The organism is Pseudomonas sp. NFR09, assembly GCF_900111535.1.
GTDB classification, from domain to species: Bacteria; Pseudomonadota; Gammaproteobacteria; order Pseudomonadales; family Pseudomonadaceae; genus Aquipseudomonas; species Aquipseudomonas extremorientalis.
In genome coordinates, this window is sequence record NZ_FOIH01000003.1 from 1 (window position 1) to 16,261 (window position 16,261).

Sequence of the window (16,261 nt, forward strand, 5' to 3'; positions counted from 1 at the left end):
ACCGCACTGGTGCGATACAACCGCGTCCACTCAAACGGCAAGATCCCGTCCAGCGTCCCATCGGTGAGGGTCAGGAGTTCCTCGCCGGTGACCATCGACACCGGGCACCCATTGGTCGCGGTCTTGTCCGAAGATGCCGCCGCATCCCCATTCGGGTTGCGAGCAGAAACCGGCACGTCATCCACGGTCTCCTGCCGCACCAACGCGGTTCGCTGGGACTTGTTGCGCACCACCGGCACCGCGTTGGAGACCACCTGATCCCCAGCCTTCAACGGCGCATCCGGAATCACCCGGACCGGCGTCGCGGAGCTACCCAGCAGCAACGGCCTGGCCGCCTCGACATGCGCCTCCAACCGAGGCCCGACCAACTGGTCCGCGAGCATCTCCAGCCACTGGCGAGCCCGGCCAGGCTTGATGTGACTCATCACTTGGGCACCCAGGCGCACGGTCACGCCCATGGCTCCCGCAACCCTCACCAACAGCAAAGCGATCAACACGTCGCCGGTGATTTCCCCCATCACCTCGCTCATCGCTTGCGGCGGCAACATCCGTATCCAACTGCAGATCGCCGACAGGTAGATAAACATCAGCGGCTCGTCGCAGAGCACCAGCAGGCCATGGGCGATGGCGTCCTTGCCCAGTTTCAGCAGGTCATCCAGTTCGGTCTGGGAGACGTATTGCAGCAACTTCTGGCTGTTGCTCTTGAGGTCCGCCAGCAGGTCGTACAGTTGTGTGAAATTGTCCCAAAGGCTGTAGAACGCCTTACCCATGCCATGAAGAAACGCCTTCTCCAGCAGCCTGCGTTGATCAAGCGGGCTGGCGTCTGTGTAGTCTTTCCACTGGGCTTCGAAGGTGTTTTTCCACTCTTCGCGCAGGCGAACTTCCAACCCATCAATCACCGATTGATAAGACGCATACAGCGCCTTGAGGTGATCCTCGGAAACGTTGGGATAGAAGCTGACCCGGTATTGCTGGTCGCGCTCACACTGGTCGATTTCGAGGATGCCGCTGGGGCCGATGGTCGTGTGGATCGGCTCGCCCAGTGGGCCGCCGTTGGGGTCGACACGCTGCACCATCACCGGCGTGTTGCCGATGGGTACAAATCGCGTGCTTTGGAACAGGTGCACCAGGGTCAGCTTGCCGTTGGCCTGGCAAGTCGCAACGGTGGTGCTTGGGTAAAGAGAACGGTTGATCGGCGCGACCAGCGCCACTTCATCCCCGACCTTGAAGACTTGCTCGACATCCAGCGCCGAAACGCTCCAAAAGCTTGAAGCCCACGCGTCAAAGGTATTCAGGCATTCCCGGAAATCGCGAAAGACGCGCTCGATATCGACCGTCTTCACATCCATTGGGGTCAGGGCCAGCCTGCCAATGGCCGGGTTCAAGAAACAGCTCCAACAACCAGAAAGTCCATCTGCAATCCCTCGCACTGTGTAGTCAGGCGAGGGACTTTGCGGACCTTTTCAGGGGAGGGGAGTAGAGCTTATCCGGCGCTTACGTGGGACGTTTCGACAACTCTCGTCTTCTCCCGCCCCAGCACCAGGCTGCACAGCGCCGGCAAGAACAACAGCGTCAACACGGTGCCCACCAGCACCCCACCGATCAGCACGTAGGCCAGGGACGACCAGAAGACCGACAACGTCAGCGGAATAAACGCCAGCGCCGCCGCCAGCGCGGTCAGGATCACCGGCCGTGCACGCCGCACGGTGGCTTCGATGATTGCCTCGCGAATGGCCATGCCGTGGTCCTGGTTCTGGCGAATCTGGTCGGTAAAGATCAGCGTGTTGCGCATCAGTATCCCGCCAATCCCGATCAAGCCCAGGATTGCGTTGAACCCGAACGGCTGGTTGAACAGCAGCAAGGTCGGCACCGCACCGATCAAGCCCAGCGGCGTCGTGGCGAAGACCATGAACATCACGCCGAACGAGCGCACCTGGAACATGATCACCGTGAGGGTCAGCAGGATCATGATCGGGAACAGCGCGGCCAGGGCGACGTTGGCCTTGGCGCTTTCTTCCACCGGGCCGCCGATGTCGATCTGGTAACCGGCGGGCAGTGTGGCAATCAGCGGCTGCAGGTCTTTGTACACGGCCATTTCCACGTCGGGCGGTTGCACGCCGTCGATGATGTCGGCGCGCACTTCGACGGTGGTCGCGCGGTTGCGGCGCTTGAGGATCGGTTCTTCCATCACCGCCTGGAAATGCCCGACCTGGGCCAGCGGCACGGAGGTGCCGGCGCTGTTGGTGAGGGTCATGTTGTTGAGGTTGCCGAGGTCTTCGCGCTGGCTGCCCTGGGCGCGAGCGACCACGGAGACGGTACGGTTGCCTTCGCGCACTTCGGTGATGGGATTGCCGCTGAGCAGTGCGTTGAGCTGGGATTTGACCTCGTTGGGGGTGAAGCCCAGCAAACGCAGGCGGTCCTGATCCAGTACCAGGCGATAGCCGCTGGTGCGCTCGCCCCAATCGAGGAAGGCATCCTTGGTCAACTTGTTGGCGGCGACGACTTTGCGCACGGCTTCGGACACGCCACGCAGCACATCCACATTCGGGCCGGACACACGGAACACCACCGGGAACGGCACAGGCGGGCCGAACAGCAACTGCGTGACGCGTACCCGCGCCGCCGGGAACTCACCGGCCGCAATCCGCTCGCGCATGCGCAGTTTCAATGCATCGCGGGCATGGGAGTCCGGGGTCTGCACGATCAGCTTGGCAAACGCCGGGTCCGGCAGTTCAGGGTTCAGCGACAGGAAAAAGCGTGGCGCACCGCCGCCCACATAGGTGTCGACCATCGTGGTTTGAGGCTCTTGCAGCAGGGCTTTTTCCAACTGTGCGGCTACCGCTTCGGTACTTTTAAAGGCGCTGCCCGGCGGCATGTACACCTCAAGAATCAGTTCGGAACGGTCGGAGTTGGGAAAGAACTGCTTCTTCACCACACCCATGCCCAGCCCGCACAGCACAAACGCCGCCACCACCAGCCCGGTCACCAGCCAGCGCCTGCGCACACAGGCCTCCACCAGCGTGCGCAGTTTCTGGTAGTAGCGCCCGGCGTAGATTGCGTCATGCCCGCCGGGCACCGGCTTGATCTGCGGTAGCAGCTTCACGCCCAGGTAAGGTGTGAACACCACCGCCACCAGCCAGGATGAAATCAGCGCAAAACCGACGATCCAGAAGATATTGCCGGCATATTCCCCGGCGCCGGAGCGCGCAAAACCCACCGGTAGAAAGCCGATGATGGTCACCAGCGTGCCGGTGAGCATCGGCGCCGCCGTGGAGCTCCAGGCAAAGGTGGCGGCGTGGATGCGGTCGAAACCTTCCTCCAGTTTCACCACCATCATCTCGATGGCGATGATCGCGTCATCCACCAACAACCCCAGGGAAATAATCAGCGCGCCCAGGGTAATGCGGTCGAATTCACGCCCGGTCAGCAGCATGATCACAAACACCACCGACAAGGTCAGCGGCACCGCAGCGGCCACCACCAGGCCGACACGAAAGCCCAAGGCCAACAGGCTGATGACCATCACCACGGCGAGGGCAACGAAGAACTTGAGCATGAACTCGTTGACCGCCAGGCTGATGTTTTTCGCCTGGTCGGAGACTTTGGCGAAGTTGACCCCGAGCGGCAGGTCGGCCTGGATTCTGGCTTCCTGGGCCTTGAGGCTCTTGTCCAGTTCCAGGCCGTTCCAGTGTTTCTCCATGATCACGCCGAGCATCAGCGCCGGGTCGCCCTGGTGGCGGATGCGGTAGCTGGGCGGGTCTTCATAACCTCGGCTGACGGTGGCCACATCGGCGATGCGCAGCACGCGGCCGTTGACTTCCAGCGGCACGTTTTCGATCAGTGACAGGCTGTCGAACGCGCCGTCGATACGGATGTAGGCACGGGCGCCGGCGGTCTCGACAAAGCCCGACGGCGCCACGGCGTTCTGCGCGGCCAACGCCGAGAAAATCTGATCCGGCTTGATGCCCAGGGTCGCCAGGCGCTCATAGGAAAACTCCACGAACACCCGTTGCGCCTGCTCGCCGAGGATATTGACCTTCTTCACCCCTGGCAGGTTGAGGAAACCCTGGCGCAGTTCCTCAGCCATCTGCACCTGCTGTCGATGGGGCAGGTGTTCGGCCTCCAGGGCGTACAGCGCAAAATACACATCGGAATATTCATCGTTGAAGAACGGCCCGCTCACGCCCTTGGGCAGTCTGGCGGCTTCATCGCTGAGTTTTTTTCGGGTCTGGTAGAACAGGTCCTGGATTTCGCTGGGCCGCGTGGACTCCTTGTACGTCATGCGCATCGACACGAAACCCGGCTGGGCGATGGTCTCGACGCGGTCGTAGTAGTCCAGTTCCTGCAGGCGTTTTTCCAGGCGGTCGGCCACTTGCTCCTGCATTTCCTGGGCGGTGGCGCCGGGCCAGGCGGCAGTGATGGTCATCACCTTGACGGTGAAGGACGGGTCTTCGGCGCGACCGAGCTTGCCAAACGAGAACACCCCGGCGGCCAGGATCGCAATGATCAGGAACAACGTGACCGCACGGTGCTTGACCGCCAGTTCAGAGAGGTTGATACCACGCATGCTCAGTTGTCCTGTTTGCGGTTGAGGGCCAGGACCTGGGCGGGCAGCAGGCGTACGGCGTCACCGTCGTGCAGCAGGTGCGCACCCAGGGCGACGACGATTTGACCGGGGGTTACACCACTGTCGAGCAGCGCGTCTTCCTGGCCGAGGCTGGCGACTTTCACCGGGGCGAAACTGACCTTGTCGTCTGTGCCGATTACCCAGACACCGGTGCCTTGCCCGGCATCCTGCAAGGCGCCGATGGGCACGCGAGTTTGCTGGGCCTGGCCGTTGCCTTGCAGGCGCACGGTGATGGTCGAGCCGAGGGCGAAGCGATCGACGGCGCCATGCAATACGTAGCGGGCGCGGTAGGTGCGGGTGGTCGGGTCAGCGCTGGCGGACAGTTCGCGCAAGGTGGCGGTCACCGCTTGGTCCGGGGCGCCGAAGGCGAAGGCCAGGGCTTTCTGCGAGGCTTGTTCGCGTTGGTTTTCCGGCAGGTTGACGATAGCTTCACGGGCACCGTCGTGGGCCAGGCGCGCGACGATCTGTCCTTCGGCGACCACCTGGCCGCGGTCTGCCCGCACATCGGTGATGATGCCGTCGCCATCGGCCTTGAGCACCGAGTAGGTGCGGCGGTTTTCGATCTGGCTGGCGTCGGATTGCGCCGCGGCCAGTTCGGCTTCGGCCACGCGCAGGTTGGTTGCCGATTGGTCGAAGATCTGCCGCGACACGGCGCCGGTGCTGGCCAGGCGCTGATAGCGGTTTTCGTCGTCACGGCGTTGGCGCAATTGTGCCTGGGCGGCGCTGACGCGGTTTTTTGCCGAGCGCAGGGCCAGTTCGAAGTCGCCGATATCCAGCACCAGCAGGGTGTCGCCACGGGACGCATGCTGGCCGGGGTCGACCTTGCGTTCGATGACCTTGCCGCCGACCCGGAACCCCAGGTCGCTTTCGGTACGCGCCGCGACCACGCCGGTATAGGCGCTTTGCTGGGTGTCGGCCGCTTCGACTTTGGCGGCCAGGACAGGGCGAGGTTGAGGAACTTCGGCGGCGGTGTCGGCCTTGCTGTTGCAGCCATTGAGGACGATCAACAGGGCCAAGGGCGTGAGAAGACGCAGGGGGAGAGGGTGCATGGCGGGCTCCGGGGTAACCATTGGGCAAAAAATTATGGACATAATTTTTTACGCATATTATGGTCGAAATATAAATTAATCCAGCCCCCGGATGCTCCCCATGACAAACGCCCCGCTCCCATCGCGAAGCCTGCTGTTTTTACTGGTGGCCCTGACGGCACTGGGTGAGGTCTCGACCCAATTGATCATTCCCGGCCTGGGCGCCATCGAGCAGGCGCTGGCGGCGCCGGCGGGTTCGGCACTGATGGCGCTCTCGGCATTTGTCGCCGCTTTCGGCCTTGGGCAACTGTTGTTCGGCCCGCTGTCGGACCGTATCGGCCGGCGCCCGGTGCTGATCGGCGGCCTGGTGCTGTACGTGCTGGCAACCTTGTCGATGCTGCTGGTCCACGACATCCACCAGTTCATTGCCGCCCGCGTGCTGCAAGGCCTGGGCGCCTGTGCTGCGCTGGTGCTGGCGCGCACGGTGGTGCGGGATGTGTGGAAGGCCGAAGCCGGGCCGGCCCTGGCGCTGACCATGATCGGCATGCTCTACGCCATCGTGGTGGCGCCGATGGTCGGTGGCCTGCTGATCAATCTGTTCGGCTGGCACGCGCCGATCCTCCTGGCGCTGGCGATTGGCAGCGTGGTGCTGTTGCTGGCGTTGCTGTTCTTTCGCGAGAGCAACCACTACCTAGACCCCAAGGCCGGTCACTGGCGTACCCTCGGCGGGCAATACCTGGACCTGCTCAAGGGGCGCCAGTACCGGGCGTTCGCCGTGGCATTGGCGTGCACCTATGGCGCCATGTTTGCGGTAATCGCCGGTTCGTCGGCGGTGTTCATCAACCTGCTGGGCTTCAGCAGCCTGGAGTACGGCATCAATTTCGGCCTGATCGTATCGATGCTGATCGTGGGGTCCACCTATACCCGCCGCAACATCATGCGTCTGGGGCCTCAGCGGATTGTGGCGATGGGCGTGACGATGGTCGCCGCCGGCGGGGTGTCGGCCGTGGTCATTTATGAACTGTTCGGCCTGTCGGTGCTCGGCCTGGACATCCCGATTGCGCTGGTCACCCTGGGCGGTGGTCTGGTGTTGCCGGGCGCGGTGACCGGTGGGGTAATGCCCAATGCGCATCGTGCAGGCCTGGCGGCGGGACTGATGGGGTTTGCGCAGATGTTCGGCGCCACCTGCAGCGGTGTCTTGTTGAGCCAGTTGCGGGACGGCAGTGCCGCGCCGATGATCATCATCCAGGCCAGCTTCGCGCTGACGGCGTTCGTGGCGTTTCACCTGCTGCGGCAACGTCAGGCCAAGGGATTGTCCTATACGTAGGACGAACAGGGCTGCTTTTGCCGGCTAGTGCTCAACCGCCAGCAGCCTTATGGTGTATGCACTTTGGAGGTACACCATGAAAAAGCTTATCGGCATCTACACCAGCCCCCGCGCCCATTGGGTCGGCGACGGCTTCCCGGTGCGCACGTTGTTTTCCTACGACGCCATGGGCAAGCACATCAGCCCATTCCTGTTGCTGGACCACGCCGGCCCGGCCGATTTCACCCCGACCGAGCAACGTCGCGGCGTCGGCCAGCACCCCCATCGCGGCTTTGAAACCGTGACCATCGTCTACGACGGCGAAGTCGAACACCGCGATTCCACGGGTGCCGGCGGCACCATCGGCCCCGGCGACGTGCAATGGATGACCGCTGCCAAAGGCATCCTCCACGAAGAGTTCCACTCCGCCGCCTTCGCCCGCCAGGGCGGCGCGCTGGAGATGGTGCAACTGTGGGTCAACCTGCCGGCCAAGGACAAAATGGCCGATGCCGGTTACCAGACGATTGTGGATGGCGACATCCCGGTACTGCCCTTGGCCGACGACGCCGGGCAACTGCGCCTGATTGCCGGTGAGTTTGCCGGCACCCAGGGCCCGGCCCGTACCTTTACGCCGATTGACGTGTGGGACCTGCGCCTGAACCCCGGCAAGCCCGTCACCCTGGACCTGCACGAAGGGCGCAACACCGCCCTGGTGATCCTGCGCGGCACGGTACTGGTCAATGGCGAGCAAGTTGCGCGGCAGGGGCAATTGGCGTTGTTCGAGCGCGAGGGTAGCCAACTGACACTGGAGTCCAATGATGACGCCAAGGTGCTGCTGCTCAGCGGTGAGCCGATTGACGAGCCGATCGTCGGGCACGGGCCGTTTGTGATGAATACCGAGCAGGAGATTCACCAGGCGTTCGTGGACTTTCAGTCGGGTCGTTTCGGGCAGATGTAAGCACACCCGCTATACCCTGGCGCGGCATTTCATGCGATCTTCACGGCATTCGCCCTGGAGTCGCCTGGATGCCCTCATTTATCGCTGATCACCCGATGCTGTGCGCCCTGGCGCTGATCTTGATCGACATCGCCGTGTGGCGCCTGATTTCCGCCAACCTCGCCAACTGGAAGCTGGCGGCGCGGTTGGTGATCTTCGCGGTGTTCAGCGCGGTGCTGTTCAACGACGGCATGAACCCCATGCAACTGGCGCCCTATGCGGACAACACCGCCTTGCACCTGGCCGCCACAGCGTTGCAGATCGGCTGGTGGCTGTTCGCGGCGCGTACGCTGACCGTGTTGCTCGGCACGCTCATGATGCAGAGGGTCGGGCATACCGGCCGCCTGTTGCAGGACCTGATGGGGGCGGTGATCTTCCTGATCGCGATCATTGCCGCCATGGCCTACGTGCTCGACTTGCCGGTCAAGGGTGTGCTCGCCACCTCCGGCGCGGTAGCGATCATTGTCGGCCTGGCGCTGCAAAGTACCTTGAGTGACGTGTTCTCCGGGATCGTCCTCAACACCACCAAGCCTTATCAAATCGATGACTGGATCTCCATCGACGGCACCGAAGGCCGGGTGACGGACATCGATTGGCGCGCCACGCGCCTGCAAACCTCCCAGGGCAGCATGGCGGTGATTCCCAACTCCCTGGCGGCCAAGGCCAAGATCATCAATTTCTCGCGCCCGGCGGACATGTTCGGCCTGGCGGTCAGCCTGCAGGTCAGCCCCCATGCGCGGCCGCAAACGGTGATCGAAGCCCTGGAGCGGGCGATGCAAGGGTGTCGGCCGCTGCTGGGCACGCCGGCGCCAAGTGTGGCGTTCAAGACGTCGGCCAGTGGTGGCGTCGAGTATGAAATCAGCGGATTCGTACCGGCCATGGCCCTCAAGCGCGAAGTGCGCAACCAGCTTTACGACCTGGCTTTCCGGCATTTGCAGGCGGCGGGCGTCGGCGTGCTGTCGGCCACTGAAAGCAGCGCGCCACCGGCCATGTCCGCAGCGCGCGCTTTATTGGAGCGTTCGTCGATTTTTTCCACCCTGCGCCAGGAAGAGAAAGACACCTTCAGCCAGAACATGACCCTGCACACCTATCGCGCCGGCGAGATGATCCTGCCGGCCGGGGAGGTCAGCGATCATTTGTTCATCGTTGAGTCCGGTGTGGTCTCGGTGATGCTGACCAAGGGCGGGCACAAATTCGAAGCCGGGCGCATGGGGCCGGGTGAGGTGATCGGCGAGGCCGGGATCCTGTCGGACCAGGCGACGCTGGCGGATTTCTCGGCCAAGACGTTCTGCACCCTGTACCGCATCGAGAAGGAATACTTGAAGCCGTGCCTGGATGCGCGCCACGACATCGGCGAAGCGATGAAGGCCTTGCTGGATTTCCGTGTGCACGCCGCGCAGGCGCTGACGCAAGAGGCACCGGTGGTGCCCGTCAAGAAAGGCTTTCTGCAGTGGTTGCGCCAGCGTGGTCTCTGACCGCACGCCTCGGGTACGGGCGCCACACTGAGGGGCAGGGGGTAAATTGACGCCCTGTCCAGGACTGGATATGTTGTCTTGCATGAAAACCACCTCTCCCGACGATACTCACTTGATCAGCCAGCTCGAACAGATCGCCGAGGGCCTGAGCAAGACCTTCAGCCCCTTCTGCGAAGTGGTCCTGCACGACTTGCGCGACCCCCGGCACTCGATCCTGGCCATCCACAACAACTTGTCCGGGCGTGCACCGGGCGACCCGACCACCGAGCTGGGCCTGGCGCGCATTGCCGACCCCGACTACCCGCAAGTCATCGCCAACTACCAGAACCAGTTCAGCGACGGCCGCCAGGTCAAGAGCACGTCGATCGGCATCAAGGGCGCCGGCGGCGAGTACGTCGCGGCCTTGTGCATGAACGTCGACCTCTCGTTGTTCCGGGGCTTGCAAGGCATGCTCGAACAATTCGGCTCGGTCAGCGGCGACAAACTCATCGAGTCCCTGGACCCTTCCGGCGCCGACGTGATCCGTGCGCGCATCGACCAGTTCGCCGCACGCCTGGCCACCACTCCGCGCGCGCTGAAGACGGCCGACCGGCGTGTGCTGATGCAGGAACTCAAGGACTCGGGTTGCCTGGACATCCGCCGGGCCATGGAAACGGTGGCGTCCCATCTGGGCGTGTCGCGTGCGGCGGTCTACACCTACGCCAAGTAGCGTGCCATGGCCTCGATCTCGATCAGGTAACCGTGGTGCAACTCCGGCACCGGCACCACCGCACGGGCAGGGCGGTGCTCGCCCAGCGCGGCAGCATAAAGGCCATCGAAGGCCGGCCAATGCTCGACGCCGGCTACGTACACGGTGACCTTCACCAGGTCCTGCGCGGTTCCGCCGGCGGCGTTGAGGATGGCCAATAGATTATCCAGGGCAATCCGCGCCTGTTCGGCAAATGACGCTGCCAGGTTGTGCCGCCCATCCGGGCTCACCGGCAATTGGCCGGAGATATACAGCGTGTCGCCGTGGCGGATGGCTTGCGAGTAATGGCCGGCAGGCTGTGCCGCATGGGCGGTCTGGATGATGTTCATGAGGCCTCGCAGAGCAGGGCCGCGTACTTTTCGATATCGACGTTGCCACCGGTGACGATAATGCCCACGCGCTGGCCCTTGAAACGTTCACCCTCGTTGAGCAACGCGGCCAGGCCCAGGCAGCCGGTGGGCTCGACCACCATTTTCATGCGTTGCATAAAGAACTTCATGGCGCCGACCAACTCGGCATCCGACACGGTGAGGATGTCATTGACCTGGTCGCGGATGATCGGGAAGGTGCAGTTGCCCAGGTGCTGGGTCTGGGCACCATCGGCAATGGTCGCCGGCGTATCGATGTGCACGATGCTGCCGCTGCGGAACGAGCGCTGGCCGTCATTGCCGGCTTCGGGTTCCACGCCGTACAGCTGGCAATCCGGCGCCAGGGCACGGGTCGACAACGCCGTGCCCGAGAGCATGCCGCCACCACCCAGGCCAACGAACAATCCATCCAGCGGGCCGGTGAACTCCAGCAGTTCCTTGGCGGCGGTGCCTTGCCCGGCAAGGATATGCGGGTGGTCGTAGGGCGGGATCAGGGTCAGGCCCTGCTCGGTGGCCAGGTCGCGGCCGATCTGTTCGCGGTCTTCGGTGAAGCGGTCATACAGCACCACACTGGCGCCGTAGCCACGGGTCGCCGCGACCTTGGCCGCCGGCGCATCGCTGGGCATCACGATGGTTGCCGGCATGCCCAGCAACTGCGCCGCCAGGGCAATGCCCTGGGCGTGGTTGCCGGACGAGAACGCCACCACCCCGGCCTTGCGCTGCTGTGCATCGAACTGCGACAGGGCATTGAACGCACCCCGGAACTTGAAGGAACCGGCGCGTTGCAGGTTTTCGCACTTGATGAACACTTGGGCGCCGGTCAGTGCGTCGAGGGTGCGCGAGGTGAACACAGGGGTGTGATGGGCGACACCGTCAAGGCGTTGGGCGGCAGCGATGACATCTTGGTAAGTCGGCAATGGCATGGGACGGACCTCATTGACTGATCTGGATAAAATATCCATAACAAGACAAACAGTAAAGTCTGGTGTGCGCATGTTAGCGTTTTGCACTTCTCTGACCACCGGAGGATTCAACATTGATCCGCCTCACCGACTATATTTCAGACTTCGCCCACTCTCCTCTTGCACCCTGGGCTGATCTCGCGCCCTGGGCGCTGGCCGCCCAGGCGCCAGCCGTTGTTCGCCAACTCCTGGCCGAACTGCCGGCAGACCAGTACGTCATCCAGGGCGAGATCGCCATCCACCGTACCGCCACCGTCGAACCGGGCGCGCTGCTCAAGCCACCCCTGATCATCGGCGCCCATTGCTTTATCGCCAGCGGTTCGCTGCTGCGCGGCGGCTGCTGGCTGGAGGAACACTGCATCATCGGCCCGGGTGCCGAGTTGAAGACCTCCTTCATGTTCAGCGGCAGCAAGCTGGCGCACTTCAATTTCGTCGGTGATTCGGTGCTGGGGCACGGCATCAACCTGGAGGCGGGGAGCATCGTCGCCAACTACCGTAACGAGCGTGATGACAAGGAGGTGCGAGTGCGGGTCGACGGCACCTTGCAGCGTACCGGTTGCGACAAGTTTGGCGCGTTGCTCGGCGACCAGTGCCGTATCGGCGCCAATGCGGTGTTGGCGCCGGGGGCGGTGCTCAAGCCGGGGAGTGTGGTGGGGCGTGGGCAGCTGTTCGATGCTGAAGCCTCCCTATAAACACAGTGTTGAAAAGATCATGGTCAGTCAGCGCGATATTAAATAGAATGAATCTCATTTGAGACTCACTCGCGCCGCGCAGGTCGCTTGCCATGAATGATGCTGTTGTTCCGACCCACGCCCCCGAACTGACCTTGTCGAGCCTGTACCGCGACCATCGCAGTTGGCTGGAAAGCTGGCTGCGCCGGCGCCTGGGCAATGCCTGGGATGCTGCCGACCTGAGCCAGGATACGTTCCTGCGCGTACTCGCCAGCGCCCAGCCGATTGCGCAGATGCAGGAGCCGCGTGCTTATCTGGTGACCGTCGGCAAACGCCTGCTGGTCAATTTCCATCAGCGACGCAGCCTTGAGCAGGCCTATTTGAACGCGCTGGCGAGCCTGCCGGAAGCCTGCGTGCCATCGCCCGAACAGCGCTGGCTGGTGCTCGAGACCCTGCAAGCCCTGGACGAGTTGCTCGATGGCTTGCCGGTGCTGGTGCGCCGTGCCTTCCTGTGGAGCCAGCTGGAAGGCCTGGGCTATCGGGAGATCGCCGATCGGCTCGAGGTGTCTGAGCGCACGGTCAAACGCTACATGGCCCAGGCCTACGAACATTGCCTGCTGGTGGACCTGTGAGCCGTGACGTCGCCCGCGCCGCTGCCCAATGGCTGGCGCTGCTCGAATCCGGCGCGGCCACTGAGCGTGACCACGCCGCGTTGCAGCACTGGCGAGACAGCCACCCCCAGCACGAGCAGACCTGGCAAAAAGCCCAGGCCCTGCGCCAGCGTTTCAGTGACTTGCCCCAGGCCCTGGCGATGGCCAGCCTCGACCGTCCGCAACTGGGGCGGCGCGCGGTGCTCAAGCGCGCATTGGGTATCGCAGCCTTGGTGCCGACGGCCTGGCTGGTCAGCCGCCAGTTGCCCATCGAGGCGTGGCGCGCCGACCTGCACACCGCCACCGGCGAGCGCAGGCGCATGTCCTTGGCCGATGGCGGCAGCTTGCAGCTCAACACGGCGACAGCGGTGGACATGGACCTTGCACAGCGGCGCATCACACTGGTGAACGGTGAGCTGGCGCTGAATGTGCCAGGGGCGGCGGCGATGACGGTGCAGACCCGCTATGGCGAGTTGCGGGTCAGCCAGGCTGAGATGTGTGTCCGTCAGATGACCAAGGGCTGTCTAGTGTCGGTGCTCCAGGGCTCGGTTCAAGTACGCGACTTGACCGGGCAAATGGCGTCGTTGCCGGGTGGTCGGCAAGCCTCGCTGCAAGCCGAGGGGCTCGGCGCCTGGGCTCCGTTCGATGTGTTGCAACCGGGCTGGCGCGACGGTGTGCTGACCGCACAGAACCAGGCACTGGGCGACTTTTTACGGGAGTTGGAGCGTTATCGTCCCGGTGTGTTGCGCTGGGATCCGAGCCTGGAAACATTGCGAGTGACCGGCAGTTTTCGCCTGGACGACACTGACCGCATCCTCAACCTGCTGGCCCAGACCCTGGGGCTCGAGGTGCAGGCGCGGACGCGGTACTGGGTGACCTTGCGCAAGATCGCCTAGATCACGTGTGCCTGCTGCAACGCCGTCAGTGACAGCGCCTTCAGTTGCGCCAGCCGCGGATCACGCCGGTCCCTGGGGTGTGGCAATTCCACTGCAAGCGCCTGGCGAATGCTGCTCGGCCGGTTATCCATCACCAGCACCCGATCACTCAAATACAACGCCTCGTCGACATCATGGGTCACCAGCAACAAGGCGATGGCATGGTGTTCGGCCAGTTGCAGCAGCAGGTCCTGCAGCTTCATGCGGGTAAACGCATCCACCGCGCTGAACGGTTCATCCAGCAGCAATACCTGTGGGCGTGAGTACAAACCGCGTGCGATGGCTACTCGCTGCGCCATGCCGCCGGACAATGCCTTGGGCAACGCCTGGGCAAAGCCCTTGAGGCCGACTTCCTCTATCAGTTGCGTGACCCAGGCCCTGTCGTAATGGTTGTCGTCGCTGAAACCGATGTTCTGTTCCACCGTGAGCCAGGGCATCAGTCGGGGTTCCTGGAACACAAAGGCGACTTCGCCGTCGGGGCTGCGCAGTTCGCCCTGGAAGTCCTGTTCCAGGCCGGCGACGATGCGCAGCAAGGTGCTTTTGCCGCAACCACTGGGCCCCAGCAGGCTCACGGCTTCGCGAGGTTGCAGGGCCAGGCGCACGTCTTTCAGCACGGTGGTGTCGGCGAAACGCTTGCGCGCTACATGAATATCCAACAACGCTCGCACGCTCATTGCCCAGCTCCCTGGAAGGTATCGCGCCAGGCCAGGCAACGCTTTTCCAGCGCGGCGAGCAGGCCATCGCTGACCTTGCCCAGCAGCGCCAACACGATGATCGCCGCCAGCACGATGTCCGGCCGCGAGGTCTCCCGCCCATCGCTGAGCAGGTAACCCAAGCCTTTGGTGGCGGCGATCAACTCGGCTGCCACCAGAAACATCCACGCCAGGCTCAAGCCGCTGCGCAACCCGGTGAACAGGCCGGGCAGGGCGGCCGGCAACAGGATACGACGCACCAGGCGCCGCCGACTGAAACCGTGCATCTGCCCGACTTCCACCAGCTTGCGGTCGATGTCGCGGATGGCCGCCACGCCGTTGAGGTACACCGGGAAAAACGCGCCAATTGCGATCAGTACGATCTTCGAGGTTTCGTCGATGCCCAACCACAGCAGCAACAGCGGCACCCAGGCCAGGCTGGGGATCGAGCGCAAGCCGGCGAAGGTCGGTTCCAGATAGGCCTCGGCTTCACGGCTCAACCCCACCCAGGAGGCAAACACCAACGCCAGGCTGGCACCAATGACGAACCCCAGCACTACCCGGCCGAGGCTGGCGCTGATGTGTTTCCACAGTGCGCCTTCGGCCAGGTCGGTGAGGGTCAGCGCAATTTCGCTGGGCGCCGGCATCTGGTAGGACGGCAGCCAGCCCACTCGAACCACTACCTCCAGCACCAGCAGGATCAGCACCGGCAACACCAGGCCCTTGAGGCGCCTCGGCCAGGCACTGCGATTGATCGCCAAGGGCGTGGCAAGAGGCACTGCTTGGGTTTTGCTGGTCATCACGTGCTCCTCAGTGGCCGAACGAAGTGTCGATCAACTGGTCGATCACCTGGTCCACATTCACGCCTTTGCGCACCAACTCTTCGGACACCAGGATCGGTGCGGCGGCCTTGGACGACACCACGTCCTTGCTGCTCAAGAACGGCGTGCTCAGGTCGGTACGCGAGAGTTGCAGCCTGGCCACTTCCAACGGCAGGCCGGACTCGTCGGCCAGCAGCCTGGCAAATTCATCCGGGTGCTTGACCGCCCAGTCCCGGGCCTTTTCATAGGCGCCGATGACCTTGGTGATGGTTTGCGGATGAGCCTTGGCGAACTTCTCGGTGACGCTCACCACACCGTAGCTGTTGAAGTCCTTGTTGCGGTACAACAGGCGCGAACCAGCCTGGATTTGACTGGCGGCCATGTGCGGGTCGAGACCGGCCCAGGCATCCACGTCACCTTTTTCCAGGGCGGTGCGGCCGTCCGGGTGTTGCAGGTGCACCAGCTCCACGTCGTCCTTTTTCAGCCCGGCCTTTTGCAGGCTGCGCAAGGTGAACAGGTACGGGTCGGTGCCTTTGGTGGCGGCGATTTTCTTGCCCTTGAGGTCGGTGACGCTGTTGAGCGGTGAATCCTTGCGCACCACCAGGGCGGTCCATTCGGCGCGGCTGTAGACGTACACAGACTTGATCGGGCTGCCGTTGGCGCGGCTCAGTACTGCGGACAGGCTGGCCGAAGAAGCGAAATCCACGCCGCCACTGTTGAGGTATTCCAGGGACCGGTTACTGCCCTGGCTCAATACCCAGCCCACTTTGGAGTCCGGCAAGGCTTGTTCGAGCCAGCCGAAATGCTTGAGCACCAGGCTGACAGGCGAGTAGTACGCGTAGTCCAGGTTGACTTCGGCTGGATCGGTTTCGGTGGCGTGGGCCAGCGGTTGCATGCACAGGGCAAGGGCGCAGGCGCCCAATAGACGTTGGGTGAAGGGGTTCATGGAACAGCTCCGGCAAGGCGTTGAGAGAAGGTTTT

Annotated in this window: 15 protein-coding genes; 7 read left to right on the forward strand and 8 right to left on the reverse strand. The window is 63.4% G+C overall.

Going from position 1 to position 16,261, the window contains the following annotated elements:
• The 3 genes from BMX59_RS07505 to BMX59_RS07515 form a co-directional block, all read right to left on the reverse strand.
• A partial coding sequence (locus BMX59_RS07505) for a DUF6531 domain-containing protein (RefSeq protein WP_371914366.1) occupies nt 1-1,385 on the reverse strand: 1,385 nt, incomplete at its 3' end.
• Nucleotides 1,386-1,483: 98 nt separating this feature from the next.
• Nucleotides 1,484-4,567, reverse strand: a complete 3,084-nt coding sequence (locus tag BMX59_RS07510) for an efflux RND transporter permease subunit (RefSeq protein WP_093120916.1) — start codon at nt 4,565-4,567, stop codon at nt 1,484-1,486.
• A gap of 2 nt (nt 4,568-4,569) precedes the next feature.
• Nucleotides 4,570-5,676, reverse strand: a complete 1,107-nt coding sequence (locus tag BMX59_RS07515; RefSeq protein WP_093120917.1) for an efflux RND transporter periplasmic adaptor subunit — start codon at nt 5,674-5,676, stop codon at nt 4,570-4,572.
• Between the two features lie 100 nt (nt 5,677-5,776).
• Here BMX59_RS07515 and BMX59_RS07520 point away from each other — a divergent pair, with 100 nt between their 5' ends.
• From BMX59_RS07520 to BMX59_RS07535, 4 genes are all read left to right on the forward strand, one after another.
• Nucleotides 5,777-6,982 (forward strand): multidrug effflux MFS transporter, encoded by a 1,206-nt coding sequence (locus BMX59_RS07520; protein ID WP_093120918.1) that lies wholly within the window; start codon nt 5,777-5,779, stop codon nt 6,980-6,982.
• Nucleotides 6,983-7,058: 76 nt separating this feature from the next.
• Nucleotides 7,059-7,919, forward strand: coding sequence for a pirin family protein (locus BMX59_RS07525; protein WP_071489550.1), 861 nt, complete (start codon nt 7,059-7,061; stop codon nt 7,917-7,919).
• Between the two features lie 68 nt (nt 7,920-7,987).
• Entirely contained in the window at nt 7,988-9,433 is a 1,446-nt protein-coding gene (locus tag BMX59_RS07530) for a mechanosensitive ion channel family protein (RefSeq protein ID WP_092250268.1), read from the forward strand.
• An 82-nt stretch (nt 9,434-9,515) separates the two neighbouring features.
• Nucleotides 9,516-10,142 (forward strand): helix-turn-helix transcriptional regulator, encoded by a 627-nt coding sequence (locus BMX59_RS07535; RefSeq protein ID WP_071489548.1) that lies wholly within the window; start codon nt 9,516-9,518, stop codon nt 10,140-10,142.
• On the opposite strand, the gene BMX59_RS07540 is transcribed toward BMX59_RS07535, so the two are convergent.
• Together BMX59_RS07540 and BMX59_RS07545 are read right to left on the reverse strand one after the other, a co-directional pair.
• Nucleotides 10,130-10,510: a RidA family protein gene (locus BMX59_RS07540; RefSeq protein ID WP_071489547.1), complete on the reverse strand. Its 381-nt coding sequence runs from the start codon at nt 10,508-10,510 to the stop codon at nt 10,130-10,132. The genes BMX59_RS07535 and BMX59_RS07540 overlap by 13 nt on opposite strands.
• The gene (locus tag BMX59_RS07545; RefSeq protein WP_093120919.1) at nt 10,507-11,472 is read right to left on the reverse strand and encodes a threo-3-hydroxy-L-aspartate ammonia-lyase; all 966 of its coding nucleotides are present in this window, start codon (nt 11,470-11,472) and stop codon (nt 10,507-10,509) included. Before BMX59_RS07545 ends, BMX59_RS07540 begins: the two co-directional genes overlap by 4 nt.
• A gap of 113 nt (nt 11,473-11,585) precedes the next feature.
• On the opposite strand from BMX59_RS07545, the gene BMX59_RS07550 reads away from it, so the two are divergent.
• The 3 genes from BMX59_RS07550 to BMX59_RS07560 all read left to right on the forward strand — a co-directional run bounded on the left by BMX59_RS07550 (nt 11,586) and on the right by BMX59_RS07560 (nt 13,728).
• Nucleotides 11,586-12,203 (forward strand): LbetaH domain-containing protein, encoded by a 618-nt coding sequence (locus BMX59_RS07550; RefSeq protein ID WP_093120920.1) that lies wholly within the window; start codon nt 11,586-11,588, stop codon nt 12,201-12,203.
• Nucleotides 12,204-12,295: 92 nt separating this feature from the next.
• A complete protein-coding gene (locus BMX59_RS07555; RefSeq protein ID WP_093120921.1) occupies nt 12,296-12,814 on the forward strand; it encodes a sigma-70 family RNA polymerase sigma factor in 519 nt (172 codons plus the stop codon).
• Complete coding sequence (locus BMX59_RS07560; protein ID WP_093120922.1) at nt 12,811-13,728, forward strand: FecR domain-containing protein; 918 nt, start codon at nt 12,811-12,813, stop codon at nt 13,726-13,728. The genes BMX59_RS07555 and BMX59_RS07560 overlap by 4 nt, the downstream gene beginning before the upstream one ends.
• Here BMX59_RS07560 and BMX59_RS07565 read toward each other — a convergent pair.
• Genes BMX59_RS07565 through BMX59_RS07575 form a run of 3 tightly spaced genes read right to left on the reverse strand, consistent with a single transcriptional unit; the run spans nt 13,725 to nt 16,226 of the window.
• Nucleotides 13,725-14,441, reverse strand: a complete 717-nt coding sequence (locus BMX59_RS07565) for an ABC transporter ATP-binding protein (protein WP_092250256.1) — start codon at nt 14,439-14,441, stop codon at nt 13,725-13,727. The genes BMX59_RS07560 and BMX59_RS07565 overlap by 4 nt on opposite strands.
• Nucleotides 14,438-15,259 carry an ABC transporter permease gene (locus BMX59_RS07570; protein ID WP_093120923.1) on the reverse strand — a complete coding sequence of 274 codons (822 nt, stop codon included), beginning with the start codon at nt 15,257-15,259 and terminating at the stop codon, nt 14,438-14,440. Before BMX59_RS07570 ends, BMX59_RS07565 begins: the two co-directional genes overlap by 4 nt.
• 10 nt (nt 15,260-15,269) lie before the next feature.
• A complete protein-coding gene (locus BMX59_RS07575; protein WP_093120924.1) occupies nt 15,270-16,226 on the reverse strand; it encodes an aliphatic sulfonate ABC transporter substrate-binding protein in 957 nt (318 codons plus the stop codon).
• Nucleotides 16,227-16,261: the final 35 nt, after the last annotated feature.

Excerpts from the sequence above, each read along its gene's own strand:
- BMX59_RS07520 (WP_093120918.1), top strand. The coding sequence starts at position 5,777 with ATGACAAACGCCCCGCTCCCATCGCGAAGCCTGCTGTTTTTACTGGTG.
- BMX59_RS07530 (WP_092250268.1), top strand. The coding sequence starts at position 7,988 with ATGCCCTCATTTATCGCTGATCACCCGATGCTGTGCGCCCTGGCGCTG.
- BMX59_RS07510 (WP_093120916.1), bottom strand. The coding sequence starts at position 4,567 with ATGCGTGGTATCAACCTCTCTGAACTGGCGGTCAAGCACCGTGCGGTC.
- BMX59_RS07555 (WP_093120921.1), top strand. The coding sequence starts at position 12,296 with ATGAATGATGCTGTTGTTCCGACCCACGCCCCCGAACTGACCTTGTCG.
- BMX59_RS07545 (WP_093120919.1), bottom strand. The coding sequence starts at position 11,472 with ATGCCATTGCCGACTTACCAAGATGTCATCGCTGCCGCCCAACGCCTT.
- BMX59_RS07515 (WP_093120917.1), bottom strand. The coding sequence starts at position 5,676 with ATGCACCCTCTCCCCCTGCGTCTTCTCACGCCCTTGGCCCTGTTGATC.
- BMX59_RS07535 (WP_071489548.1), top strand. The coding sequence starts at position 9,516 with ATGAAAACCACCTCTCCCGACGATACTCACTTGATCAGCCAGCTCGAA.
- BMX59_RS07575 (WP_093120924.1), bottom strand. The coding sequence starts at position 16,226 with ATGAACCCCTTCACCCAACGTCTATTGGGCGCCTGCGCCCTTGCCCTG.
- BMX59_RS07570 (WP_093120923.1), bottom strand. The coding sequence starts at position 15,259 with ATGACCAGCAAAACCCAAGCAGTGCCTCTTGCCACGCCCTTGGCGATC.
- BMX59_RS07565 (WP_092250256.1), bottom strand. The coding sequence starts at position 14,441 with ATGAGCGTGCGAGCGTTGTTGGATATTCATGTAGCGCGCAAGCGTTTC.
- BMX59_RS07540 (WP_071489547.1), bottom strand. The coding sequence starts at position 10,510 with ATGAACATCATCCAGACCGCCCATGCGGCACAGCCTGCCGGCCATTAC.
- BMX59_RS07525 (WP_071489550.1), top strand. The coding sequence starts at position 7,059 with ATGAAAAAGCTTATCGGCATCTACACCAGCCCCCGCGCCCATTGGGTC.